Source organism: Pseudidiomarina salilacus (genome assembly GCF_047323925.1).
Taxonomy (GTDB): Bacteria; Pseudomonadota; Gammaproteobacteria; order Enterobacterales; family Alteromonadaceae; genus Pseudidiomarina; species Pseudidiomarina salilacus.
Genome location: NZ_CP178753.1, coordinates 1 through 25,628 on the forward strand (window position 1 = coordinate 1; position 25,628 = coordinate 25,628).

The 25,628-nt window shown below is 48.5% G+C and carries 24 protein-coding genes, 1 tRNA gene and 1 pseudogene; 9 read left to right on the top strand and 17 right to left on the bottom strand.

The window, feature by feature from the left end; genetic code table 11:
• Nucleotides 1–325 precede the first annotated feature (325 nt).
• The 4 genes from pssA to rluD form a co-directional block, all read right to left on the bottom strand.
• Complete coding sequence (gene pssA, locus ACJ8W9_RS11510) at nucleotides 326–1,174, bottom strand: CDP-diacylglycerol--serine O-phosphatidyltransferase (protein WP_411360414.1); 849 nt, start codon at nucleotides 1,172–1,174, stop codon at nucleotides 326–328.
• A gap of 94 nt (nucleotides 1,175–1,268) precedes the next feature.
• Nucleotides 1,269–3,842 carry an ATP-dependent chaperone ClpB gene (clpB, locus tag ACJ8W9_RS11515; protein WP_411361141.1) on the bottom strand — a complete coding sequence of 858 codons (2,574 nt, stop codon included), beginning with the start codon at nucleotides 3,840–3,842 and terminating at the stop codon, nucleotides 1,269–1,271.
• 66 nt (nucleotides 3,843–3,908) lie between these two features.
• Nucleotides 3,909–4,637: a peptidoglycan editing factor PgeF gene (pgeF, locus tag ACJ8W9_RS11520; RefSeq protein ID WP_411361142.1), complete on the bottom strand. Its 729-nt coding sequence runs from the start codon at nucleotides 4,635–4,637 to the stop codon at nucleotides 3,909–3,911.
• Nucleotides 4,630–5,598: a 23S rRNA pseudouridine(1911/1915/1917) synthase RluD gene (rluD, locus tag ACJ8W9_RS11525; protein WP_411361143.1), complete on the bottom strand. Its 969-nt coding sequence runs from the start codon at nucleotides 5,596–5,598 to the stop codon at nucleotides 4,630–4,632. The genes pgeF and rluD overlap by 8 nt, the downstream gene beginning before the upstream one ends.
• 131 nt (nucleotides 5,599–5,729) lie before the next feature.
• On the opposite strand from rluD, the gene ACJ8W9_RS11530 reads away from it, so the two are divergent.
• Entirely contained in the window at nucleotides 5,730–6,482 is a 753-nt protein-coding gene (locus tag ACJ8W9_RS11530) for an outer membrane protein assembly factor BamD (RefSeq protein WP_411360406.1), read from the top strand.
• Nucleotides 6,483–6,506: 24 nt separating this feature from the next.
• On the opposite strand, the gene glnB is transcribed toward ACJ8W9_RS11530, so the two are convergent.
• The 4 genes from glnB to ACJ8W9_RS11550 all read right to left on the bottom strand — a co-directional run bounded on the left by glnB (nucleotide 6,507) and on the right by ACJ8W9_RS11550 (nucleotide 9,741).
• Nucleotides 6,507–6,845, bottom strand: coding sequence for a nitrogen regulatory protein P-II (glnB, locus tag ACJ8W9_RS11535; RefSeq protein WP_034734271.1), 339 nt, complete (start codon nucleotides 6,843–6,845; stop codon nucleotides 6,507–6,509).
• Complete coding sequence (locus tag ACJ8W9_RS11540; RefSeq protein WP_411361144.1) at nucleotides 6,832–8,520, bottom strand: NAD+ synthase; 1,689 nt, start codon at nucleotides 8,518–8,520, stop codon at nucleotides 6,832–6,834. Before ACJ8W9_RS11540 ends, glnB begins: the two co-directional genes overlap by 14 nt.
• 74 nt (nucleotides 8,521–8,594) lie before the next feature.
• Entirely contained in the window at nucleotides 8,595–9,113 is a 519-nt protein-coding gene (locus ACJ8W9_RS11545; protein ID WP_411360402.1) for a DUF1285 domain-containing protein, read from the bottom strand.
• A 1-nt stretch (nucleotide 9,114) separates the two neighbouring features.
• Nucleotides 9,115–9,741 (bottom strand): LuxR C-terminal-related transcriptional regulator, encoded by a 627-nt coding sequence (locus ACJ8W9_RS11550; RefSeq protein ID WP_411360401.1) that lies wholly within the window; start codon nucleotides 9,739–9,741, stop codon nucleotides 9,115–9,117.
• A gap of 201 nt (nucleotides 9,742–9,942) precedes the next feature.
• On the opposite strand from ACJ8W9_RS11550, the gene ACJ8W9_RS11555 reads away from it, so the two are divergent.
• On the top strand, nucleotides 9,943–11,628 hold the full coding sequence (locus ACJ8W9_RS11555; protein WP_411360400.1) for an amidohydrolase: 1,686 nt from the start codon (nucleotides 9,943–9,945) through the stop codon (nucleotides 11,626–11,628).
• A gap of 2 nt (nucleotides 11,629–11,630) precedes the next feature.
• The gene (pdxH, locus tag ACJ8W9_RS11560; protein WP_411360399.1) at nucleotides 11,631–12,269 is read left to right on the top strand and encodes a pyridoxamine 5'-phosphate oxidase; all 639 of its coding nucleotides are present in this window, start codon (nucleotides 11,631–11,633) and stop codon (nucleotides 12,267–12,269) included.
• 5 nt (nucleotides 12,270–12,274) lie between these two features.
• On the opposite strand, the gene ACJ8W9_RS11565 is transcribed toward pdxH, so the two are convergent.
• Entirely contained in the window at nucleotides 12,275–13,330 is a 1,056-nt protein-coding gene (locus ACJ8W9_RS11565) for an Ldh family oxidoreductase (protein WP_411360397.1), read from the bottom strand.
• Between the two features lie 84 nt (nucleotides 13,331–13,414).
• Between ACJ8W9_RS11565 and ACJ8W9_RS11570 the strand changes: the two genes are divergently transcribed.
• The 4 genes from ACJ8W9_RS11570 to ACJ8W9_RS11585 all read left to right on the top strand — a co-directional run bounded on the left by ACJ8W9_RS11570 (nucleotide 13,415) and on the right by ACJ8W9_RS11585 (nucleotide 17,555).
• The gene (locus tag ACJ8W9_RS11570; protein ID WP_411360396.1) at nucleotides 13,415–14,446 is read left to right on the top strand and encodes an ATP-dependent 6-phosphofructokinase; all 1,032 of its coding nucleotides are present in this window, start codon (nucleotides 13,415–13,417) and stop codon (nucleotides 14,444–14,446) included.
• Nucleotides 14,447–14,533: 87 nt separating this feature from the next.
• Nucleotides 14,534–15,469: an agmatinase gene (gene speB, locus ACJ8W9_RS11575; RefSeq protein WP_411361146.1), complete on the top strand. Its 936-nt coding sequence runs from the start codon at nucleotides 14,534–14,536 to the stop codon at nucleotides 15,467–15,469.
• Nucleotides 15,469–17,385 (top strand): biosynthetic arginine decarboxylase, encoded by a 1,917-nt coding sequence (speA, locus tag ACJ8W9_RS11580; protein ID WP_411361147.1) that lies wholly within the window; start codon nucleotides 15,469–15,471, stop codon nucleotides 17,383–17,385. Before speB ends, speA begins: the two co-directional genes overlap by 1 nt.
• Nucleotides 17,386–17,479: 94 nt before the next feature.
• Nucleotides 17,480–17,555, top strand: a tRNA-Phe gene (locus tag ACJ8W9_RS11585).
• Between the two features lie 43 nt (nucleotides 17,556–17,598).
• Here ACJ8W9_RS11585 and ACJ8W9_RS11590 read toward each other — a convergent pair.
• The 5 genes and pseudogenes from ACJ8W9_RS11590 to ACJ8W9_RS11610 form a co-directional block, all read right to left on the bottom strand.
• Nucleotides 17,599–18,600, bottom strand: a pseudogene (locus ACJ8W9_RS11590) (tyrosine-type recombinase/integrase); the annotation flags it as partial.
• Entirely contained in the window at nucleotides 18,483–18,815 is a 333-nt protein-coding gene (locus tag ACJ8W9_RS11595) for a helix-turn-helix domain-containing protein (RefSeq protein ID WP_411361148.1), read from the bottom strand. The gene ACJ8W9_RS11595 and the pseudogene ACJ8W9_RS11590, both read right to left, overlap by 118 nt.
• A gap of 3 nt (nucleotides 18,816–18,818) precedes the next feature.
• On the bottom strand, nucleotides 18,819–20,078 hold the full coding sequence (locus ACJ8W9_RS11600; protein WP_411361149.1) for a hypothetical protein: 1,260 nt from the start codon (nucleotides 20,076–20,078) through the stop codon (nucleotides 18,819–18,821).
• 58 nt (nucleotides 20,079–20,136) lie between these two features.
• A complete protein-coding gene (locus ACJ8W9_RS11605; RefSeq protein WP_411361150.1) occupies nucleotides 20,137–20,949 on the bottom strand; it encodes a hypothetical protein in 813 nt (270 codons plus the stop codon).
• A 153-nt stretch (nucleotides 20,950–21,102) separates the two neighbouring features.
• Nucleotides 21,103–21,819, bottom strand: a complete 717-nt coding sequence (locus ACJ8W9_RS11610) for a hypothetical protein (RefSeq protein ID WP_411361151.1) — start codon at nucleotides 21,817–21,819, stop codon at nucleotides 21,103–21,105.
• Nucleotides 21,820–22,020: 201 nt separating this feature from the next.
• Here ACJ8W9_RS11610 and ACJ8W9_RS11615 point away from each other — a divergent pair, with 201 nt between their 5' ends.
• A complete protein-coding gene (locus tag ACJ8W9_RS11615) occupies nucleotides 22,021–22,272 on the top strand; it encodes a hypothetical protein (RefSeq protein WP_411361152.1) in 252 nt (83 codons plus the stop codon).
• Nucleotides 22,273–22,449: 177 nt separating this feature from the next.
• On the opposite strand, the gene ACJ8W9_RS11620 is transcribed toward ACJ8W9_RS11615, so the two are convergent.
• The 3 genes from ACJ8W9_RS11620 to ACJ8W9_RS11630 form a co-directional block, all read right to left on the bottom strand.
• Nucleotides 22,450–23,298: a hypothetical protein gene (locus ACJ8W9_RS11620; protein WP_411361153.1), complete on the bottom strand. Its 849-nt coding sequence runs from the start codon at nucleotides 23,296–23,298 to the stop codon at nucleotides 22,450–22,452.
• 301 nt (nucleotides 23,299–23,599) lie between these two features.
• Nucleotides 23,600–24,253 carry a LiaF domain-containing protein gene (locus tag ACJ8W9_RS11625; RefSeq protein ID WP_411361154.1) on the bottom strand — a complete coding sequence of 218 codons (654 nt, stop codon included), beginning with the start codon at nucleotides 24,251–24,253 and terminating at the stop codon, nucleotides 23,600–23,602.
• Nucleotides 24,254–24,322: 69 nt separating this feature from the next.
• Nucleotides 24,323–25,087, bottom strand: a complete 765-nt coding sequence (locus tag ACJ8W9_RS11630) for a hypothetical protein (protein ID WP_411360390.1) — start codon at nucleotides 25,085–25,087, stop codon at nucleotides 24,323–24,325.
• A gap of 148 nt (nucleotides 25,088–25,235) precedes the next feature.
• Here ACJ8W9_RS11630 and ACJ8W9_RS11635 point away from each other — a divergent pair, with 148 nt between their 5' ends.
• Nucleotides 25,236–25,622 carry a hypothetical protein gene (locus ACJ8W9_RS11635; RefSeq protein ID WP_411361155.1) on the top strand — a complete coding sequence of 129 codons (387 nt, stop codon included), beginning with the start codon at nucleotides 25,236–25,238 and terminating at the stop codon, nucleotides 25,620–25,622.
• Nucleotides 25,623–25,628: the final 6 nt, after the last annotated feature.

Genomic DNA, 25,628 nt, shown 5'->3' on the forward strand with positions numbered 1-25,628 from the left:
ATCAGTCAGGTGTATCCCCTTCGTTAAAAGAAGGATACTTGTTGCATCCGAAGATGCTTTCTCTGCCTGAATCCGGTAAGTGCCCACACAGTTTGCTTGGCTTGATAAATTGTTAAAGAGCGTTGCTTCTTTCGTGAAGCGGGATGCGTATTTTACGCTTTCCCTTGCCAGCGTCAAGATCCTTTTGGATCTTTTTTTCAGGCGCTGCGCGCCGCTGGCCGTTATCTCCGTTGACTAGGTCTTGGGTGACAACGGCGGCGAATTATAAGGATCATTTACCACCGCGCAAGATCTTTTTTGCGTTTTTCGTTTGATCGCTTAGTTTTTACTCGGATGTGTCTTTTTTGTCGTTCTTTTGCGCCGTTTTTGCGGTTTCTTTCGCATCTGCTTCTTTCTTATCGGCAGCTTTCACTGCTTCGCATTCTTCATCGGTGTCGCCAACGACATGCTTTAATTCTAAGCGACTGACCGAACGAATGGTGAGAATAGGCCCAGATAGTGCGTACAAGAAGAAAATACTAAACAGTACTAATGAAGGTTCCGTCGCTACTACCACAAAGGCGAGTACGATAATCAAAATCACCACAAAAGAAACGCGACCGCGCCAATCAACATCTTTAAAGGAGTGATAGCGGAAATTACTGACCATAAGCAAACCAGCACAGATAGTTAGAATCGCGGCAAGGTAACTAATGGAGTTCGGATCTACTTGGTATTTACTACCGACCCATACGAGACCACTTACAATGGCTGCAGCACTTGGAATGGCAAGCCCTTGGAAATAACGCTTATCAGATGTTCCCAAGTTGGTATTGAAGCGCGCCAAACGCAGCGCCCCACCAGCGACAAAAATAAACGCAGCTAACCAACCAAACTTGCCTAAGTCTGACAACGCCCAGTTGTACATCACCAGTGCCGGCGCCATGCCGAATGACACAATGTCCGCCATGCTGTCATATTCTGCACCGAAGTCACTCTCAGTGTTGGTCATACGTGCCACGCGACCATCTAATCCGTCGAATACCATAGCGACGAAAATGGCGATAGCGGCAGACTCAAACTGATTGTTCATAGATGCGACAATGGCAAAGAACCCTGAAAATAAACCTGCAGTGGTCAATAAATTTGGCAGTAAAAAGATACCGCGGTTCTTTGTCGACGGAGTATTTGGCATGAGACCATCCTAGTTTTCGAATTCGAGACCGAAGAGGATAGCACAGCAGGTTAGCTGCGATAAATAGAGATTCATCGCAGCTAGTGTGCCCTTGTTACTGGCTTATGCTGATTTGCTGACCATCGTAGTCGACTTTGATGACCTGACCAGGTAATAGTTTTCCGGACAGTAATTGCTGCGCCAACGGGTTCTCGATCTCCTGTTGAATTGCACGCTTCAATGGTCGTGCACCATACACAGGGTCAAAACCAGCCGCTGCTAGGTGGTCTAGTGCAGCTTCACTCAAGTCGACTTTATAGTCACGCTCAGCCAAACGCTTGTATAAACGTTGCAACTGAATTTCTGCAATTGCGCGAATTTGCGATTTGGCTAACGGATGGAACACCACCGTCTCATCCACACGGTTGAGAAACTCTGGACGGAAGTGATGAACAAGTATTTCCATCACCGCGTCTTTCATTTGCTCATAGTTTTGCTCATGAGCTTTTTCTTGGATTACGTCAGAACCCAAGTTCGAAGTCATGATAATCACCGTGTTACGAAAATCGACCGTACGACCTTGACCATCAGTGAGGCGACCGTCGTCAAGTACTTGCAACAAGATATTGAACACATCTGGGTGCGCCTTTTCGACTTCATCCAGCAGAATCACCGAGTATGGACGACGACGAACGGCTTCCGTTAGGTAGCCTCCTTCTTCGTAACCAACATAACCTGGAGGTGCACCGACTAAACGTGAAACCGAGTGTTTCTCCATAAACTCTGACATGTCGATGCGCACCATTGCGTCTTCAGTGTCGAACAAGAAGTGCGCCAGCGATTTACACAGTTCAGTTTTACCAACCCCAGTTGGCCCAAGGAACAGGAACGAACCAATCGGTCGTTGCGGATCGGATAAGCCAGCGCGTGAACGTCGGATGGCGTTCGCAACTGAATTAACCGCTTCCTCTTGCCCAACTACGCGCTGGTGCAACTGTTCTTCCATTTTCAGTAGCTTCTCGCGCTCGCCTTCCAGCATTTTGCTAACTGGAATACCTGTCCAACGTGACAGAACATCAGCAATTTGCTCATCCGTCACCTTGTTCTTCAACAGCGACATTTCTTGATCTTCAGCGGCTTCAGCACGCGCAAGTTGGCGCTCCAGCTCTGGAATTTTGCCATACTGCAATTCTGACATGCGGTTTAGATCGCCAGCACGGCGCGCAATTTCCATATCAGTTTTCGCTTGCTCTAGCTGCGCTTTGATGTTTTGCGCACCCTGCACCGCCGTTTTTTCTGCTAACCAAACCTCTTCTAGCTCAGCGTATTTACGTTGCTGGTCTTGCAATTCGGTTTCCAAAGACTCTAAGCGCTTTTTACTCGCTTCATCGTTCTCTTTTTGCAGCGCCTTTTGCTCTAGCTGCAACTGGATGATGCGGCGCTCTAAGCGATCCAAGTCTTCCGGTTTAGAGTCAATTTGGATGCGAATACTCGACGCTGCTTCATCGATCAAGTCGATGGCTTTGTCAGGTAACTGCCGGTCGCTGATATAACGATGTGACAAAGTTGCCGCTGCGACAATCGCTGGATCAGTGATTTGCACCGAGTGATGAACTTCGTAGCGTTCTTTTAAGCCACGCAAAATGGCAATGGTGTCTTCAACACTAGGTTCGTCCACCAACACTTTTTGGAAACGTCGCTCCAGCGCTGCATCCTTTTCAATATATTGACGATATTCATCCAGAGTCGTGGCACCGACACAATGCAATTCACCTCGCGCTAGAGCCGGCTTCAGCATATTGCCCGCATCCATCGCACCGTCAGCTTTGCCAGCACCGACCATGGTATGCAATTCATCGATAAACAGCACAACGCGTCCTTCTTCCTTACTTAGCTCATTCAAAACGGCCTTTAGGCGCTCTTCGAATTCACCGCGATATTTCGCGCCCGCTAATAAAGCACCAAGATCGAGCGAGAGAACACGCTTGTTTTTCAAGCCTTCTGGTACTTCACCGTTGACGATACGTTGCGCTAGACCTTCAACAATGGCGGTCTTACCCACACCAGGCTCACCAATCAGTACTGGGTTGTTTTTGGTGCGGCGTTGCAACACCTGGATGGTGCGGCGAATTTCATCGTCACGACCGATAACTGGGTCAAGTTTGCCCTGCTCCGCGCGCTCGGTTAAATCAATGGTGTATTTATCCAACGCCTGACGTTGATCTTCCGCGTTTTGATCTTGCACCGCTTCACCACCTCTTACTTGTTCAATTGCGCGCTCAACTTTGTCCCGCGTCACCCCTAGGCGTTTGAGCAAGTCACCGAGTTTTCCTTTGTCTTCAGTTGCCGCTAAGACAAAAAGCTCAGACGAGATAAATTGATCTTTACGTTTCTGCGCATATTTGTCGCACAGGTTCAGCAAGGTGCCGGTGGCTGCAGACACTTGTACTTCACCGCCGGTGCCTTCTACCTGCGGCAAGCTATCAAGCGCTTCGGTCAATGCCGCGCGTAATTGGTTACTGTCTATTTGTAAATAAGTCAGTAGCGGACGCAAGGTGCCGCCATCTTGATTAAGCAGCGCCAGCATAACGTGTACCGGCTCAATGAATTGATGGTCACGGCCTAACGCCAACGATTGCGCATCGGCAATCGCGAGTTGAAATTTATTGGTAAGTTTGTCGAATCGCATGATTTTAATACCTCACAAGCAATCAGCTATTTCCTGACTACTCATGTGGGTATTATTTAATCAGTTTCAAGAGGGCACGTGATTTTTATTGTTCCAGATCAAAGTTGCGATACGACCGCAGTTTGGATCGCGTCGGTAGGAGTAAAAGCGCTCATCACTGTAGGTACACAGACCACTTTGGGTAACATGACTAATGCCAACGCGATGCAGCATGCGCTCGGCAAGTAAGGGCAAATCCGCACGCCACTTGTCTTCGCCGTCGGGCAGAAAGCTACGGCTATCGGCAAGACCTTGAGCCACAAAGGCGTCATAGACAATGCTGCCGACTTGAAAATGTGGCTGAGTAATAGCTGGGCCGATATAGGCACGCAGACGCGCTGGCGAAACCGGCAACTGTGCCACCGTACGGGTAATAATACCGTTTGCCAACCCACGCCAACCGGCATGAAGGGCGGCAATTACGGAGGCATCTTCACTACACAGTAGAATCGGCAAACAATCGGCTGTTAACACAGCGCAGACCTCTCCCTGCGTAGACCAAATAGCATCGGCCACCACCCCCGCGCTCGAGTGCTCAGCGCAAACTGCGTAAGTGGTGTGTTGTTGCCGCAACCATTTAGGCGCCTGCGGCAGCTGCAAGCTGCGTTGCAAGTGTCGGCGACGTAGCAGCACCTTTGCAGGGTCATCGCCAACATGCACCGCGACATTTCCAGGCGCGGTGACCGTGGAGATCGCCGCGCAAATACCATCAGGCAAGCGCCAATTCGGACGCAAGGGCAAGTCAGGTTCAGTCATTCAAGTGCGCTTTGCGGTCGGCCCGCAATAATTCCAGCAGTTGTACAAAGTCATCAGGGGTTGGGGCATCCCAACTCAACCACTCACCCGTAATGGGGTGATGTAACGACAATCTTGCTGCATGCAGCGCCTGGCGTTTAAAGCCACGCAAGTATTCGAGTAATTCCGGACTGGCATTTTGCGGTGGCCGCGGACGTCCACCATAGGTGAAATCACCCACCAATGGATGACGAATGTGTGCCATGTGTACGCGAATTTGATGCGTCCGACCGGTTTCTAAGCGCAGGCGCAGGTGCGCATGCCTACGAAAACGCTCGACGATACGATAATGCGTGATAGCCGGTTTGCCGGTCGCAACCACCGCCATGTGGGTGCGCTTGGTTGGGTGACGACCAATAGCTTCTTCAACCATACCACCAGCGGTCATCGAACCATTGCACACGGCTTCGTATTCACGGGTGATTTCGCGCTCTTGCATCGCGGCAACTAGGTGGGTTTGTGCCGGAATCGTCTTCGCAACCACCATCAAACCCGTGGTGTCCTTATCCAGTCGGTGCACGATACCCGCACGCGGCACTTGATCGATAGCCGGAAAATGGTGCAACAATGCATTCAATAAGGTGCCATCTGGAGTACCAGCGCCAGGATGAACGACTAAACCAGCAGGCTTATTGATCACCAAAATGTGGTCATCTTCATAAACAATCTCAAGCGCAATGGGTTGCGCCGTGAAGCGTTGCTCTTCTTGTAATTCAGCCCGCACACTTACTTGCATACCCGTGACAACTTTCTCGCGTGGCTTATCGATAACCTTGCCATCAACGACGACGCCACCATCGGTAATCCAAGTTTTAATGCGCGATCGCGAGTAGTCTGGGAACATCTCGGCAAGTGTTTGGTCCAAGCGTTTGCCGTTGCAAGAAGCAGGGACCGTATCCGTTAATTCAATGTGTTCACTCATAAAATAAATTTTGGACCTGTGAAAGCAGCTAATGCTGCGATAGAATGCAAGCAACTTCGAAGTGATTAGTGTACCTGTTTGGCGCGCTATGCACCAAAAATTTAACCGAACAGAGATTAGATAAGCTACTTATGAAACTGCGTATTAGTTTGCTTTTAGCGCTATCGGTCATGCTAAGTGCGTGCTCGAGCTCCCCTGATGAAGAAATTTCCGATGCCGTGTTAAATGATGCTGAGGCATTATATGAGCGGGCGCAACGCAATATCGCGTCAGGTAATTTCAATACCGCACAAGAAATATTGCAGCAACATGCGACACGTTACCCATTTGGTCCATTTGCCCATCAGGTACAAATGGATCGGATTTATGTGTACTACAAAATCGGTGACATCGAACAAGCACTCGCTGAAATCGACCGCTTCATGCAGTTAAACCCGAATCACCCGAACCTTGATTACGTGATGTATATGCGAGGTTTGGTGAATCATCGAGCAGACTCTAATTTTGTTCAAGAAATCGTAGGTATCGACCGTACTGACCGCGATCCGAGCAAAGCAGAAGAAGCATTCAATGATTTTGCTTCGTTGATTCGCCGCTTTCCAGATTCAAAGTACACTGCTGATGCGCAACAACGCATGGTGGCGATTAAATCGCGGTTGGCGCAATATGAACTTGCGGTAGCGGAATATTACATTAAGCGCGAAGCATGGTTAGCAGCCGCAAACCGTGGTCGTCATATCATCGAGAATTATGCTGATGTTCCGGAAACCGAGCAAGCACTAGCGATTATGGCGCAAGCCTATGACCGGTTAGGTCTCAACGAATTACGCGACGGCGCTATCGCGACGTTGCAGAGCAACTTCCCGAATAGTGATTACCTATAAAGTAAACCGAGCAGACGCCGTCCATTAGACGGCGTCTTCGTTTTCCTCGCCAGTACGAATACGAATAACGCGTTCAATCGTACTCACAAAGATTTTCCCGTCGCCAATTTTACCCGTTTGTGCGGTTTCCATGATGGCGTCAATGCAGGCTTCAACTTGGTCGTCGGCAACCACAATTTCCAATTTTACTTTTGGTAAAAAGTCGACCATGTATTCAGCACCACGATACAGTTCCGTGTGCCCTTTTTGGCGGCCAAAACCTTTAACTTCTGAAACGGTCATACCGGCAATACCCACTTCGGATAATGCTTCGCGAACGTCGTCCAATTTAAAAGGTTTAATGATCGCTTCAATTTTTTTCATGCCGAGCCTCTGTAGTCAGTTGGCGTTCCATTTCATAACGAAAATGGTTGGTTATCGGGTAGCGCCGATCTTTGTTGAAATTACGCGACGTTATTTTCGGGCCGACGGCGCCTTGTCGACGTTTGTATTCATTAATATCAATCAGTCGCACAACACGCAAGACATCTGCTTGACTAAAACCGGCATCGACAATTTCACTCGGTGCCCAATCTTGCTCAACGTAGAGCGAGATGATTTTATCAAGCACCTCGTAGTCTGGCAGGTTATCTTGGTCCGTTTGTCCCGGCGCCAGCTCGGCTGACGGCGGGCGCTCAATCACACGCTGCGGAATAAGCTGTTCGCCCGCGCTGCTATTGATATGGCGTGATAGCGCGAACACCATGGTTTTGGGGACGTCTTTAATAGGCGCAAAGCCACCACACATATCGCCATAAAGAGTGCAGTAACCGACTGCTAACTCACTTTTATTACCCGTGGTCAGCACCAATGAACCAGTTTTATTCGATAATGCCATGAGCAATACACCACGGCTGCGCGCTTGCAGATTTTCTTCGGTCACATCAGGACTATGATCCGCTAACTGCGGTGCAAGTTGTTGCAGAAAGCTCTCATAAATCGGCTCGATTGCAATCACATCATATTTCACGCCGAGCGTGCGCGCTTGTTGCTCGGCATCTTCAAGACTCATCTTCGAGGTGTAACGAAACGGCATCATCACTGCGTGCACTGCAGCGGCACCTAAAGCCTCAACCGCAAGCGCCATTGTAAGTGCGGAATCAATCCCACCCGACAAGCCTAAGGTCACGCCTTTGAAGCCATTCTTAGTGACATAGTCTCGAATCGCTAACACTAATGCTTGTCGCACCTGCTCGAGCCGCTGGGTAGTTATTTCTGCTTTACCTTCAGCTGTGGGTTGCGGTGAGTGAACTGCGTCGAGTGGACGAATTCCAGTCGCTTCAAAACGCACTAACGCGATTGTGGGCTGACAATGGGGCAGTTCTGCAACCACTTGGCCATCGCTATTAACGACCATAGAATGACCATCAAACACCAACTCGTCCTGGCCGCCACAATTGTTGACGTAAACAATAGGCAAACCGCTTTCATGCACCCGTTGCTGCAACACATGCAGACGTTGTTCGTGCTTGTCGACTTCATAGGGGGAGGCATTCAACGACACTATCCAATCGGCGCCGGCTTCACGGGTGCGCTTGAGTGGCTCTGGATGCCATAGGTCTTCACACACCAGCACACCGATACGATGTCCTTGCCAGTCAAAAACACAAGCTTCATGCCCAGGAATAAAATAACGCTGCTCGTCGAACACGCCGTACTGAGGCAAACGTTGCTTATGATAACGAGCAAGACATTTGCCACGATGCAACACCGAAACACTATTGAATAGCTCGCTGCCCACGCGTTGTGGGTGACCCACAATCGCCACCTGCTGTTGCGCGGCATCAGCTATGCGCGTCAAAGCATCACTCACCAACTGCTCAAAATCGCTGCGAAACAGCAAATCTTCCGGTGGATAGCCGGTCACTGCAAGCTCAGGGAATACAACGATATCAGCATCTTCATGCTGCCCAAGACAATGCAACATGGTTTCGGTGTTACGCTTAATCGCGCCAACAGTAAAATCCAATTGCGCAATCGCAACGGTGATCGGTTTCATAGGGCGTGTTTACCTCTGCGCTCAACTAAGCTGCGCATGATATAGCAGCCTAATGCGGTGAGCAAATAGCGCGCTTAAATTTGTCCTAGTGCGAAACGCTCGGTTCCGCTGTGCAGCCATGCGACACCAGAGGTCTCATCTAGCTCTGCGCGTTCGACCCACTGATAATAAACATTACGATGAATCTTCGCACGCAGACCATGATCAAGTTCGACATACGGCAAACCGTTCACCACAACCAACGGATAATCAGCGGATAAGGGATAGCGACTACCAATATTCGTGACCACTTGAATGAGTGGCTGATCGCCATCGGCAACTTCTTGCCAAGCAACTACCATAAGCGGCGCATCGGCAACGCTAATTTTGACTTTTTCGGCGGGAGTGACAAGGAAATGTTCACCGTCTTCACAGACCAACACTGAAGCGAAGAGCTTTACCAAACGCTCGCGTTTTATTGGTGAGTTTTGATAGTGCCATTGGCCATCGGCATCAATATGAATGGGAATTTCACCACAGTAGGGCGGATTCCATTTTTCGGTCGGTGCGTGCTGGTGTTGTTCGAGGGATTTTAATAGATCTTCAAGTTGCATCTCAGCTCACTAAACGTTTTTGCCTTAACAGATACCACAAAGTAGCTTCTGTTCGGTTCGAAACTTTAATGGCTTTAAAGATAGCAGATAAATGCACGCGTATGGTGCCTTCAGTAATTCCAAGAATGGTTGCAATTTCTTTGTTCGACAGACCTTGCGCTAATAATTGCATAATTTCTAGCTGACGTGGTGACAAGAAACTTTCTGCTTGTGAGGCACGCGGTGCAACTTCATTCAGGCGCGATTCGTCAGGTAGGTAGCGATCGTTTTTCATCAGCGCCCGAATTGCCAATTTGGCATCTTCCGCAGTCGCGTCTTTAGGCAGGTAACTGCGAACACCAGCACTTAACGCTTGGCGAATTTCCGACATTGGCCGTGACCAACAAAATAAAACAATATGCGCGGTTGGTACGTATTTCTTGATTAATGCGAGAGACGGTCGGATTTCTGCGTCTGGCAAATCCATATCCAAGAAAATTAAATTATACTGGTCACTGTGTTGGAGGTATTCGGTCGCGAGATCAAACGTCGGACACTCGAAGATCGATAGATCAGCGCTAAAACTAGTACATAAGTTAATCAGACCAGCGCGCGTGAAAAACTGCGGATCGATAATGAGGATTTTCATGAGGGCCCCACAACAAAATTAAATACGAATTACTTTTAATCTAATTGGTTATCAGTAACGTTAGATGTTCAAGTTTACACAGATACGGCAAATTTGAAAACAAAACTGTTGGTCAATTGTAAATATTTGTTAAACATGACTAAACAAAACAACTAGAACAGCGAAAAAGCTGAGGATAATAGAATGAGAATTGTGACTTCCATGTTAGCAACACTTTTATTGGGCCTATCTGCCAGCCATAGTTCGACGGTCATGGCGGACACCGTGCTTTATCATAACTTCACTGGCTATACCTTAAGCGGTGAGCCGGGCAACAATGCTGAGTTAAAGCAATTTGAAGCGTTGCTAGTCATTGATGGCAAAGTCTCAGCAATCGGTAGTGTTGCGAGCATTCAACAACAGGTTCCACGCGAGATTGACCGCAAGGTCGATTTGGCCGGCAAAACCTTGCTGCCTGGCATCATTGATGCTCACGGGCACATGCTAGGACTCGGCGAGAACTTAATGCAGGCTGACGTTCGCGATGCCACTTCTGAAGCCGATGCAGTGCAACGCGTCGCAGATTTTTATCGTGATCAAACCGTTGAGTGGGCGATTGGTCGCGGTTGGAACCAAGAAAACTGGGACGTGCGGGCGTTTCCTTCACGCCAAAGTCTCGATGAATTTTTCGCAGACCAACCGGTGTGGTTAACCCGCGTTGATGGCCACGCTGGCTGGGCCAATAGTAAAGCACTGGAATTAGCCGGTATCACTGCTGAAACGGTGAGCCCTGAAGGTGGCGAGATCATTCGTGACGATAGCGGTGAGCCTACTGGCGTGCTGATCGACAATGCGATGGCATTAGTTGAGAGCAAGCTTCCGGCCAAAGATGCGAGCTACATTGAAAAAGCCTTAAAAACCGCCTTTGCACACTTGGTAACCGAGGGTATCACGGGCGTACACGATGCTGGCGTTGATGCCGCTAATCTCGAGGTCTATCAACAATTAGCAGCCGCAGGTGAGATGCCGGTCCGCGTCTATGCGATGTTGAGCGCTACTGAACCTAAGCTTCCGGAGCTACTGGCAAATGGCCCTATCACTACGGCTGACGACAGTTTGACCGTACGCAGCGTCAAGATATATACCGACGGTGCGCTAGGTAGCCGTGGCGCTGCACTGATTGAACCTTACAGTGATGCGGCCCACACGCGCGGCTTGTTGGTGACCCAACCAGAAGTTTTAGAGCAACTATTTAACTTGGTGATTCCGCACGGTTTCCAAATCAATATTCATGCTATTGGCGACCGCGCTAACCGCATCGCTCTTGATAAGTTTGCCAGCGCATATGAAACCATTGGCGGGCGGAATTTGCGTCACCGTGTGGAGCATGCGCAAGTAGTGCATCCAGACGATATCCCACGCTTTAAAGAGCTCGATATTATTGCTTCGATGCAGCCGACGCACGCGACCTCAGACAAAAACATGGCGGAAGATCGCCTTGGCAAAGAACGGATGCGTGGCGCCTATGCTTGGCAGACCTTTTTAGCGCAAGACACCATTGTCGCTGCCGGCTCAGACTTTCCAGTAGAGCTGTCAAATCCGTTCTTTGGCGTACATGCTGCGGTCACGCGTCAAGATCGTGATAATGCGCCACAAGGTGGTTGGTATGCCCACGAAGCCATGACGTTGGAACAAGCATTGCGTACTTTCACTCTTGATGCGGCCTACGCCAGTGGTCAAGAGCAACAACTTGGCAGCATCGAGCCAGGTAAATGGGCCGACTTTATTGTGCTAGATCAAGACCCATTTGCGGTAAGTAGCGATAAACTATGGCGTGCCAACGTACTTGCGACTTATGTTGCCGGCGAACAGGTATATGAGCAAACCACGAACGAAACTCAGGAGTAAGCATGAAGCTGCACGATGAACGCCGCGATTATGAGCGCGCGCAATTGACCCGCGAGTCTCTGCATAATGATCCTATGCAGCAATTTAGCGTTTGGTTTGCTGAAGCCAAGCAGACCGCAGCGTTGCCTGACCCCACCGCGTTTACCTTGGCGACTTGCGGCGCGGATCAACGTCCGCACCAACGTATTGTGTTGCTCAAAGACATCGACGATGGCTTTGTGTTTTACACTAATTACGCTAGTCAAAAAGGACAAAATATCGAGCAAAATGCATGGGTTTCCATGCATTTCTCGTGGTTAGCGTTAGAGCAACAAGTACGTATCGAAGGTCGTGCAGAAAAGTTAGCGCGTGAGCACAGTGAAGCCTACTTCCACAGTCGCCCGCGCGCGAGTCAGTTGGGTGCATTAGCGTCGAGTCAAAGTACGCCGATTGCTGGACGTGACGAGCTCGAAGCCCGTTATCTAGAACTGACTGAGCGCTATGAAGGGCAAACCATTCCTATGCCTGAAACTTGGGGCGGCTATCGCATCAAACCAGAAGTATTCGAATTTTGGCAGGGCGGCAAGTATCGCTTGCACGATCGCTTTGTCTATCGCTTACAGGGCGATGCTAGCTGGCTGATTGAGCGCTTACAGCCGTAAATTTTTTACGGCAAAGGCTCAGCACAGAAGTCCGCACACCATTGCAGTTGCCGCCACACGGCGGCACTGTATTCTAAGCCATGCTGCACTTGGCGCTCTCGTGTCGCCAACGCGCCCTCACCGGGCACGCGTACAGGTTGTTGCGCATCAATAGGCGTCGCAGCTTTGACCGCAGCCACTAAGGCCGAAGCCTGCTGTCGAAAGGCCCCTTCAGCAAGAATGGCCGTTGGGTCAATCACCTGAATCCATACAGTATTGGCATCGGCATCACTCGCTTGGGCATCGTCGCGACCGTAATCACTGAGCGCCAAGGTCCACAACTCACTGAACAAGTTCAAGCCGGTACCTTTGTAACCCAACTCAGCGCCGCCTAGACTTGCCAGTACGGCCGCCGGCTCCGCGGTGAATGCTGCTGGGTCGCAGGTATAATCACCGTCAGCGGTAATAAGTGCTGGGTACGGCAACTGTTTGCCCTCGGCCAATGCGGTGCGCACTTTGCCGGCGGCGGTCATCGACAGACTCATATCCAGCAAAACCGGCTGCTGAGTGGTGGGAACACCAATCGCAAACGGGTTCGGCGAAAAGCATGCTGATTTGGCGCCGTGCGGTGCCACTACTTGTTGCGCTGGCGTACTGGCCATCATCTGAATCAACATGCCTGCTGCCGTGGCTTGCTCGAGATACACGGCAAGCGCGGCAACATGCTGTGCACGCCGCACCACGATCGTGCCGGTACCGTAATCACGCGCCATAGCTATCGCACGCGCGACGGCTTGCGGCATGACATACAAGCCCGATAGCAGTTGCGCATCCCAAAGTTCGAGCGCCGCCCGCTTGCTAAGTACCGCCACCTGCCCATCACCACGGGTTTGGCCCTTTGCCAACGCCTGCAAGTTGTAGCGCAAGCGCAGTAACCCATGGGTGCGAAAGCCCATGAGATCGCCGGCAAGCAAATGCTGTGCCATCGCTTGTGCGACATCTAACGTTGCACCCTGCTTCGCCAAACAACGCTCAGCCCATGCTTGCATGGCCTTTACGCTTGGTTTTTTTTCGTCACTCATGTGCTCTATCGCTTGTTATTCAGGTTCAGTCAGATAAGCTTATCAAATTCAACGAGACAGGCAATGCAGAGGAGTAAGCAGTACGTGTCTGAACCAACTATACAACGGATTGCGGTGCTCACCAGTGGTGGTGACGCGCCTGGAATGAATGCAGCGTTGCGCGCGGTCGTGCTCGCCGCTGATCATTATGGTCTCGAAGTGATAGCTTTTCGCCACGGTTATAAAGGCTTACTCGAGAACGACTACTTCGAAATCAAACCCAAAGACGTACTGCATGTGCTGCAGTATTCAGGCACGGTGATTAAAAGCGCACGCTGCCAGCGTTTCAAAGAGGTCGAGGCGGCACAGCAAGCGGCCGCGAATCTCGATGCACTCAAGATTGACGCATTGGTGGTAATTGGCGGTGACGGCTCGTTTCGCGGTGCTGACCATTTAGCCAATCATTGGCACGGTCAAGTCATCGGTGTCCCTGGTACCATCGATAATGACTTATACGGCACTGATGCCACTATCGGCTATGCCACCGCGGTTGCGATTGCGATGGATGCTCTGGATAAAATCCGCGACACCGCAGATGCCATGGACCGCGTGTTCATTGTTGAAGTCATGGGTCGCGATGCAGGTTTTATCGGCCTTGGCAGTGCCATGGCGGCAGGCTCTGAGCGCATGGTATTACCCGAACTGCAAAAAGATAAGCCGCTCACGATTCCGGCGTTGGTGAAGCACATTCAAAAAGTGCAAGAGATTCGTGGTGAAGGTAGTTATGTCATGGTGCTTAGCGAACACCAATGGCCCGGTGGCGCAGTGGCGTTAGCAGAGCAGTTAGAAGCTGAATATCACTTGCCTTGTCGCCCGTGCCTACTTGGCCACATTCAGCGTGGTGGTGCGCCGGCTCCGAGTGACCGGATCCTAGCCTCACAGCTGGGTGTGCATGCGGTCGAATTGATCCTCAAAGGTCAGCACCGGGTGATGGCAGGTATCCGCGGTAATCAGTGTGTGGAAGTGCCGCTGCGTGATACTTGGGAAAAGAAAAACCCACTCGATCAAAACTTACTCAGAATTCAGCACGAAATATTCAATCCAGTGAAGAAAAAACCACGTATAAATCCGCTGTAAGGGTGTAGTAATTCGGGGCATTTACGCAGATAATATGCCCCTTTTTATTTTCACAATACCCTGTTGCAATAACGGAGGTGATTGACCTTGACTCAACAGCAAACTGACGCGGTAACTGCCGTAAACATTCAGACCATTCAGCCGGTACGCGAATTCTTTGGCGCCCATACTGACAAACAGGTGCATGCCCATGCAACGCACGTGATTGGCTTTGGTTTTGACGGAACAGCTTGTTTTCGTAAAGGCACGCGAAATGGCCCCGACGGCCTGCGCGCGGTCTCAGAAGATATCGAATCTTATTCGCCGTATCTTGATGCTGACCTACACGATCATAGCTTTTACGATTTAGGTAACTTATCGCTCGGCACTGGTGGTGACATTGAAGGTCAATGGCAACATGCAACGGATCAATTTGATGCACTGTTCGGTCCAGTCGATTTAGCTGCTCACAATGTTCGTGTGCTGACTCTAGGTGGTGAGCACTCGATCTCTTATGCGCCGATTCGTAAATACCTGCAGCAATACCCAGACTTAGTACTGTTGCATCTTGATGCGCATGCTGACCTACGTGATGGCTTCTTGGGCTATCACTACTCGCACGCGTCGATTATTCGTCGCTCGCTGGACCATTTTGGCCCGAACCACGAATTGATCCAGTACGGTATCCGCTCTGGCACCCGCGAAGAATATCAATACATGCGTGAGCACAAAACCATTCGCACTTCGCGCAAGGACTTTCTCGACAGCGTCGCAGCCATTGCTGCTGACCGTCCGATTTATTTGACGCTTGATTTGGATTATTTTGACCCGGCATTTTTGCCAGGCACAGGTACGCCAGAACCGGGTGGCGAAGACTTCCACTCGTACGTCAGCTTAATGAAAATTTTGCGTGGTAAAAATCTAGTCGGCGCTGATGTCGTCGAACTGTCGCCAGAGATTGACCCAACCGGCAACTCTGATGTGTTTGCGGCGAAAATCGTTCGTGAACTCCTGATCGTTTTGAATGAAAAAGGTGCAAGCTAATGGTAAATGAAAACACCACTTGGACCATTGACGATGCCGAAGAGCTCTACGGTGTAAACCGTTGGGGCGCAGGTTACTTTTCGATTGGCGACAACGGAAATATTCAAATCGCACCGAACCATCGGATACCAGATGTCACTATCGATATGAAAGACGTGATTGACGAGATCCGTGCCGAAGGCATTCAATTTCCAGCGGTCATTCGGTTTCACGACATTCTGCGCTCACAAGTTGAAATCTTGAACGAATGCTTCGCGAAAACCATCGAAGAAGCCAACTACACTGGTAAATACAGTGGCGTGTTCCCGATTAAAGTGAACCAGATGCGTGAAGTCGTCGAAGAGATCATCGACGCCGGTGAACCCTATAATTATGGCCTTGAAGCAGGTTCAAAGCCCGAGCTCATGGCAGTTCTCGCGTACAACGAAAACCCGGACGCACTGACCGTGCTCAACGGTTATAAAGATGAAGACTACCTGACACTTGCGCTGTTGGGCCGCCAGCTGCGACGCAAAATGATCATCGTTATCGAAAAGTTCAGCGAACTTGAAATGCTGATCCCATTAGCGAAAAAGCTCGGTGTGCAACCGATGATTGGCCTGCGTAGCAAAATGATGGTACGCAGCTCTGGCAAATGGGCAGGCTCGAGTGGCGATCGCGCCAAATTCGGCCTGAGCATCACTGAGATTCTCAACATCATCGAGCTGCTCAAGCGCGAAGACATGCTTGAGTGCTGCAAGTTATTGCACTTCCACATTGGCAGCCAGATGTCAGATATCCGCAAGGTCAAAGAAGCGGTTTCTGAAGGCGCGCGCTTGTACGCCAAGCTGGTACAAGAAGGTGTGCCGCTTGAATATTTAGACATCGGTGGTGGCTTGGGTATCGATTACGACGGTACCAGCTCAACCACTGACTCGTCGCGTAACTACTCGACCGAAGAATACGTTGCTGACGTCGTCTACGGCGTCAAACAGATCTGTGATCTTGAGCAAGTGCCCCACCCTAACCTAGTGAGCGAAAGTGGCCGTGCCATTACCGCGCACCATAGTTGTGTGGTGACCAACATCGTTGGTGAAATCAAGAACACTGGCGCTAAGTTTGATATCGGCGCCAGCGAGGGTGAGCATATTTTGGTAAGCAACATGCGCGAGCTGGTGCACACCAATGACATGCACCCACAAGAACGCTATAACGATGCAGCTTCGTTCAAACAGAGCGCTTATGAGGCTTTCAAACTGGGTATCTTATCGCTCGATGAGATGGCCAAGCTCGACACCATGTACTGGCAGATTTTGACCGAGATTCATGACTCACTGGACCGCGAAGCCTTCGTCTTTCAAGAACTGGAAGAACTCGAAGACATGCTGGCGAGCCAGTACCTGTGTAATTTCTCGATTTTCCAGTCGGCCGCCGATACTTGGGCGATTGGTCAAGTGTTACCAATCGTACCGGTCAGTCGCTTGAATGAGCGTCCCGAAGTGCGCTGCTCAATTGTTGACATCACCTGCGACAGCGACGGCAAACTATCGAAATACATTGAAGGCACTGAAATCAGCGACAACATTCCGATGCACGCGCTGCACAAAGACCAAGACTACTACGTGGGCATGTTCCTAACCGGCGCCTACCAAGACGTCATGGGCGATATGCACAACTTGTTTGGCCGCTTAACTGAAGTGCACATTTACTGCCACGACGATGAGCCAGGCGATTTTTACATCGAAGAAGTGGTTCCAGGCACATCGGCCGAGAAAGTGCTCGAAACCATGCAGTACAACACGGACTTTATGGCCAAAACCGTGAAGAAGTTCATTGACCGTGAAGTTCGTAAAGGTCACATTGCACCGCGTGAGGGCGTACGCTGGACTGACTACTACGAAAAATGTTTGGCGGGTAGCACCTACTTAAAGGCGTAAAACTAGTCAAACTGCGTATTTACTGAGCAAACGGTCGAAAATCGCTAAAAAGCGGTTGACTCGAAGCCGAAAAACTCGTTTAATACGCCCCGTTGCCCAGATAGCTCAGTCGGTAGAGCAGGGGATTGAAAATCCCCGTGTCGGTGGTTCGATTCCGCCTCTGGGCACCATTATTCGAAAAGCCTCGCTGGAAACAGCGGGGCTTTTTACTTTCTGGCTTTGTACCAGATTTGTACCAATTGTACCGCCCACGTTGTTTGCTACACGTTTCAGCTGCCCTTTCGCCAAGTGTGCATAACGCAACACCATCTCAAAAGATGCCCAACCGCCAAGCTCCTGCAATTCCTGTAAGCTTGTACCGTTTTGCACATGCCAGCTTGCCCATGTATGGCGTAAATCATGCCAACGAAAATTTTCAATACCCGCTCGTTTCAGTGCTGCATGCCATGCTTTGGTTGAGGTACGTTCAACTGGCTTGCCCTGATAGACAAAACAGTAGTCGTTATCCTCGCCCTGCACTTCATGCAAGACTGCCAGCGCATCGTTATTCAATGGTACATTGATCGCCCGACCTGATTTTGACTCGTCGGGATGGATCCATGCATAACCGCGTTCTAAGTCAACTTGATCCCAGCGCAGGTAACTCACGTTTGATTGCCGTAAGCCTGTTGCTAGTGAAAAGATGGCCATTAACTGCAAATGACGCGGTAATTCACTTAATAATCGCTGTGCTTCGTCGGGTCGTAACCAACGTATTCGTTTGGTCGGCTCCTTATAGAGCTTGATAGCGGGAATATGATCGATCCATTCCCATTCGTCACGTGCCGCCCGTAAAATCGCTCTAATGAGTGCTAGGTAACGATTTGCGGTACTGGTTGAAGCGATCTCCAAGCGTTTATGCTTCATCGCATCGACCACATCACGATTGACTTCATCAAGGTACAAAGTGCCGAGATAGTTATCGAGCCAACGAAGCTTGCCTAAATCTTTCTTTGCATCGGCTTTGCTGGCTCGTTCTTGTAACCAGCGCACAACGGCTTCTTTCCATGTGCGACGTGGTTTTTCTCCCAGTTTATACACCCGCCAAGCTTCGCTCTTTAGGTGGTCTTCATACTCTTGTGCCCGCTTCTTTTCTTCGGTGCCAGTAGAGCGCGATACTCTCTCTCCGTTTGGTGCCGTGAAGCGAGTCCACCAGAGGTTCCCACGTTTGTACAATGCCATGATGATTCCTCCTCATCACAACCTTGTTGCGGCGTGTTCACACCGAAAGAATATAAGGCATCCAGATATTCCACAAGGTCTTTCTCGAGGAACACCCAACGCTTGCCAGGCTTTGCGGCTTTGATACGCCGACTGCGAGCGAGTTCGCCCAAATGGGACGCGGACATACACAAGTACTTTGCTGCTTGGTGAAGGTCGTAGGTTTTCATGGCTCATTTCTCCGACTCCAGCAAATCGCCCAGTTTGACGAACTTTACTTGTTTTTCTGCGACCTTTTTCTCGACATAAGCATCGAATGAAGTGTGTTTGTTCTCCGCAGATTTGAAGTAGCTTCTGGCATGTTCAGAATAAGCAGCAAGCGCTTCTGCTAACGACTTGTACTCATACTTGACCATGAAGCTCGTTAGATAGCCTGTGGCACCGACAAAGATGGATTCATCGCTCGGTATACACTCAAAGTTCAGACGGTGAATATCTTCCACAGGGTGCCGCGTAAACTTGGCCTTTGAAAGTGTTCGCCATTCAGCAGCAAGCGGCCAACGTGAGCGATTACTATCGTTTGGATTGATGTCACAGAGCGACAACCATTGTGTGGTGTAATAGCGCCACAATGAATTGAAAAGCTCGGTGATAAAGTCGGGATCGAGTGACTGGCTGGACTTCAACGCTTCGCGGCGTAACTGGAACTCAAGCCTCCAGACAGAGCTTTCACCATTCCAGCCATTTTGCTGCCATAACTCTTTGAAGAAGAATTTCTCTGACTTCTCGATCTCTTTGGTTTTGTTATATAAGCGCGCAGAGACCTCACCAGATTGACCGAAGACATTTCCGAGCAGTTGATCAGATTCTAAGTAGAAGGCACGATAATTCGAACGACAACGCCAGCGTTTAGCATCGATGCCTTGCCAATCAATCTTACTGGTAAAATCAACACATAAATCAATCCGACTTACGGAGCCATTATCGGCATTCTTTAATAACGAATCAGCTAACTCTCTGGCTGCCTGAAGTGACGATTCATAGCCACAGCAGGAAAGTAGTTCGCTTGATATCTCCACATACAGCGGAGGAACCTTACCTGCATTTTCTCCTGCAACACGAAGCCGAAAATGGCCATTTGAGATGACAAAAGGATGCATGCCCTGACCTTTGGCGTGAACCTTAAAAGGTATGTTAGCGAGGCGCAGCGCGGCAACTGCCTTTCCGCTGCGCCGCCCGCCCTTAGCTATTTCTTTCTTTTCTTGGAGCTGACTTAGGAGCCCTGAACGTACTTCGCCGCGAAACGACAGATAAAGGCTGTCGATTCCAGATCGGATAATTCGGGTTTGGTGGTATTTTGGGGGTGCTGTGTTACAAGGTGGCGCACCCTGCTCGTCGGCTAGATTGGCATCGACAACGAAATCCGTTTCCTTCTCCGAAGCAAACAGATTATCGTCGTCAGTGTTTTTTTGGATTGGCTCATTTTTAGACATTGCAGAAACCTCAGGTTTTGTATGAGGTTTCTTACTTTATGCATATAAACTGTAATGTTTAGGAGGACGAATGCGCTCTCGTCCTCCTTGTATCTTTCTTTCGAATGCGCAGGTGGTACTTTATCGCCTCTATTGGGTCTTCGCCTTCGTGCAATAATTTAAGAAGTTGATTCATATCGTCGACAGTTTCAGGAGTCACGGACCCCGTGAATTCTTCAAGCGCAGTGGTCATTAATCGATGCTTATCTAAGCTTTCATCGCGCTTGCCTCTTGGATACTTTCCAGCAACGGCCTTTGCAAGTTTGTCGAGGTTTTCGCGATTATTCGCCACAGTCCATTGAGCAATAAGATTCGCAACTTCAAGATTACTAACTACCGAAGGGTCTATACAAACGGCTTCAAATACTATCTCGATATAATCATCGACTCTTTCGCGGATCTGTTCGAGCATAACGTTCAGAGAGCGATTTCGCCTTGCTAAGGCTAACTGTGAGTAATGGTTTGCGAAAAAGACTTGTAAGATTAGCCTTTGGGTCTCATCTTCTCCTAACCCTAACGATGCCGTTGCGTCGTCCAGAGATAGCTCAAAGTCTGGTATTTTTTCAGCGAATGCCAAATTCGCGTCCACTCGGTTACCTTTTTTCGATGACTCAGAAAGAATACCTCCCATGCCCATCACACAAGCTGAAACGATCCTAAATTCCGCGCTCGTTAGTGAATACCAATGCGACCAGCTAGTAAGCATCTGATTTAGTCTTTTTCGACCTTCAGCGTTTTCATCTAGCAGCTTAGAAAAATCATCGGCCTGTTCTTCACCTAAATCATATATGCTAGAAGTGACTTGAAGTAAACGGCTTAGCTTATCATCCATTTATATCGGCTCCCTGTAGAGCTATGTGCGAACGCAAAGCGCCTCTCCTCGCTTGTGGAGCTCCTCTTTGCGTTCACATTTTCTTCATAGAGTGCTTACCTATTACCAAGGAATACTCCAAATCCATGAGAAACTGCCTACAATAATTGTCAACTAGGCATGCTCAGCTTCTAATAATTTACAATATTCTTTGATACGTTCGCTTTCCACCAAATATTTAGCAGTAGCCGCAACCTCTATAAAGACTGGGTCAATGTTCCTTGGGTCAGGATTGAAACTAAAATCATCATTTTCGAAAGCATCAAAGTTGAAGCCAAACGATGGGTATCCCTCTTCTGTTAAACGGATTTCACAAGATCCTCTGATTTTGTCAATAACAGTATCTCTGCCCTTTCGGTCAAAGTGTGCGTTACCCGCTTTATTTGCAACGTACTTTATCACGTCCTCTCGAGTAACAAACTCACCTTTCAGTGAAAAACACTGCTGCCTGAGGAAACTTCCAATCTTTAAAGGAACCGAGTTTTCCGGATGATGGTCTCTCATTATTCTGTTTAGCCTATGACTTTGCCCTTTGGCAACCATTGAGCCAGAAACGTAGACACCCAAAACGTTAGCTCCCCCAGCCTGATAAAACTCTAACAATCCATATCTAGTCGCCTTCACGAAGGGTTTCACGTCGGGCGCATCAATTACGAGTTCAAATTTACGAGAATTTGCAGACTTCTGAAGGTCATTATGAATCAAAAGCCTTCTCAGTATATGAACAGAGTTTCTTATGTCAGCATTCTTGGTATCAGGCGTATTCAATAAGTTTGTGAGATGTCTGATATCTTCATAAATCGTAATATCGAGTTCTTTATCTGAATCCATATGTTCATCCAATCGGATAGCTAGTAGTTAAATCGATACTTAGGTGATGATATTTCTTATCACTTGAATCTTTCTTTGACTTGGCTCATTTATGCTCAGGTCATACTTTACCATTTTCACACTTTAGACTAACATGATTTTAAACTAATTAGCCTTTACTGCAATAAAACCACTTTCAATAAAATTGAGGTAGGATTTCAAATGAAAAAATCGTTATACATTACGTTGACCATCGCCTTAGCAATTTTTGTTTCCGAAGTTTTAGCTTCTACCGCACAGTTCTGTGCAGGATTTGAACGGGGATATGTTGCTGGTTATCAAAAAGCCAATAATACGACCTTAAGGCCAATCGTTCCTATTTGTCCTATACAGCCACTAAAAGGATTTGGTGACCCTGAATCCGACTTTGAGCACGGGTATCAAATAGGCTTTGTTGAGGGTATGAATGACTGAGAATATATAAGTTGCGCGCGAGCACAACAGCACGAGAAATAAGATTGTTAACGGCAACGATCGCTTCTCGATTCATTCGCGTATTTGGTGCGTAGATAAGACAGGATGAACGATGCTCTCAGAGTAATAAAGGTTAATTGCTGTATATTGCGCTTGTCTCAGTGATGTACTGAAGAATTAGAGAGTCCAACCGATCACCACAACCAATATGCCGAGTATGAGATAGACTAATCTGGATGACTTAGCTAGCTGATTTACTGAACGATTTATATCAGATAAAACGCTGATAATACTATCTGATTCTTCACCTAATCTATCGGATGTTGTCTGAATTTCTCGTTCAGTATTTAGTTCGTTCAAAGTTGCCAACGTTGAGGTTGTGCTAGTAGCATCTACGCTTAGAAGTCGTGTCGAACCAAATTCATTTTCCATCACCATTAACGAATACGGTGCCTCACCGCTGGAATGTGAAAGGTTGAAAGACTCAACGAGAAACTTTATATATAAATTGTGGACACTACCGCTTTCGATCAGCCTTAATAGCTCTTGAAGCTCCGTAGAACCTATTTGCAAGTTGATCAATAGTTTCAGCTCTCCGTCCAAATAATCACACATAGCGAAGCCTTCTATTTCCTTTTTTCTATCTGACTCCTTACAGACTTTCTCCTCCAGAACAATCTCAAGATTATCTTTTACGGGTAATAACGTAAAAAAATCATCTTCTGAATCCGTTTTTCGGGCGACTTGAATAGAGTTTAAATAGCTACGTTGCTTAATAGAACAACTAATAGAATGATGAACTCTCCGGTCGGCTTCTACTTCCGTCGATAAGACCGATGCATTATGAACATTTCTTGATAATCGAAGCCTGTGACAACAATACTGTCGAGTGATTTCTAGGTCTGAAACTTTGACGATGAAAAGATTGGGTCTTAGCTCCAGCGTTCGGGACCCGTTATCAACATGTACATCAGGTTCGAGGTAAACGCGGTCACCATTTATGAATACTGTTTTCGTGGCCATCATTATAATCCTCAATAATTAAGGTAGTCAGTCGTTAACTGATGTAACAATAATGTATCTTCACCAAAGATAAAAGTGTACCAATTTTGTACCAATACCAGCCAAAATGTACCAATTTGACAGTAAATATGAGAAGAGTAAGACGCCGCAACTGGTTGTTTTTATTAATTATTGATAATTACCAATTAAGATCATAACTAATTGAAAATCCCCGTGTCGGTGGTTCGATTCCGCCTCTGGGCACCATTATTCGGAAAGCCTCGCACTCACGTGCGGGGCTTTTTTCGTTGTGGCGGCGAAGAATTTAGGTGCGGCGTTCGAGGCCGAAGGCTTCGCGCATGCTGTTGGCGAAGTCGACCCAACGTTCGCGCATGCTGCGCTTCACTGATACGTCGACGGAACCAATAAGCGACATGCCGGTGACGACAATGGTATGACGCGCGTGTTGCGGTTGCGGTGGTGCATGTTCTTCGCTGGAGGCCAAAATATTGGTAACCCGTGAAACCACAGCAACATCTTCAGGCACCGCAATGCTGACCGAGCCGAGAAAGCTCTTCACTTCGATTTCAACTTGAGTGTCGGCAAAGGTGGCTTGCGAGAAATCGAGTTCAACTGAGCCTAGAACGTCGATGATGGCCAATTTTTTTGGCACCAACCACGGGCCTTTGCGGCTGTTAGAACTCAGAATGCTGACAATCTTGTCTTCGGCAGCATCAGCACTGGTGGCAGATGGTGCAAACGTCGATTGTTTGTCTTCCGCATATTGCTTGTCGGCTTCTTTTGGTAAGTCAGCAACTAGGTCGAGTAATACTTGATGCTCGGTGGTAGCCATCATCTCGTCAAGGCGACGTTCAAATGCTTCTTGCGAAATAATTGCGTGACTGTAATTAACGATGAGTTTATCAATGCATTCTTCGCGAACTTGATCAATCGGTCGATCTTCTAATTTAACTGCCATGCTCTCCCCCGTAAGCAGTAGAGACGCGAGATCACTGTCATTGCAGTTATCTGTGATCTCGCCTCTTGTTTACTCCTGTGCTGTGCCGCTATTTTCAGGTGCGTGGCTCAGGTCAGGTAATTGAGCATATAAATAACTCCACATTTCATCCACTGAATTGATGAAGTCATTTTGTAACTGTTTGCTACGTTCCTCGCCCACAGCTTCTTCCAGACGTTCCCAAACACCAGGTGTTTTGGCGTCCATAGCGGCTGGATCGGCATAGTACTCGACGACAAAGAGTTCGGCATCGTCGCGTCCACCAATGGTGTAATACCAGCTATTGGCGCCATGTCCGTCGTCTTTGGTAGCAGCCTGAACAGCTTCGACAGTCGTATCAAAAAGCCCGTAGTCTTTCACACGAAAATTGTGGACGTCGACAATCAAACCACTACCTGCATCTTGACTCGTCCATTCAGGAATATTGCGAGCGAAGCCGCCGTTCATGGAGAGTACGTAAGGCATGATTTGCTCACTGACGACACTTTGGCATTTGTTGACCGCTTCTTCACCGGCAAAAAAGTGTTGCCAATTTGAAAAGGCCTTGGTGAAGGTAAAAGTGACTCCCTCACCCTGCATACGGCGCCATATTGTCCAACTTTCGGTACCACCGTTTTCAAGATAGCATTTTTTCCAGGCTTCTCCGCCAGCCATGAAATCGTTGATATGCTCTGGGTCGACGTTGTAGTGATTAATAAGAAGTATGTAACTTTCATCCTCATGATCATCCGCCCAAACGGGGGAAACTGCGCAACAACAAAGGATCAAGCTACAGATTAAGAGTAACTTGTGCATGGTAATGTTCTCCTTAATTTACCTGCATTCATTGTCCTTCCGTTACGACGTAGGCTTCCTGCCTAGCGCGAAAACTATAGACCAAAGTTGCGAATCTGTCGGCTTCAGGCTAAACCTAAAGGGTTAATCAGGTGCTGAGGAAGCCATTATGAAAACGCTGAATACAATTGGATGTATCGTTATTTTAATCGCAGGTTCAGTCAGTTATGCTGGTGAACCTCCACAAGATAAAAAACCAGAAGCCACTGCGAAAAAAATCGGTGATAACATCGAAATTGCGGTCGAAAAGATCGAGCGTGAACAAAAAGGCCCACACAGCAGCGTGGGACCGACCGATGCTGATGGCGATGGTTATGGCGATGTTGCCACGCAAGCTCAAGGCGATCCGATTCCAGGTATCGACATCACTGTCTCCCAAAGCGAAGCTACGCAAACTAAGGTGCCAGGTGGCGGTGTTAAGGCGACTGTGAAAAAGCCGGCAAAATCGAAATCCGCAGTCGCCTGTACCGATACCAACCAAGACTGTGATAATTAAAATAAA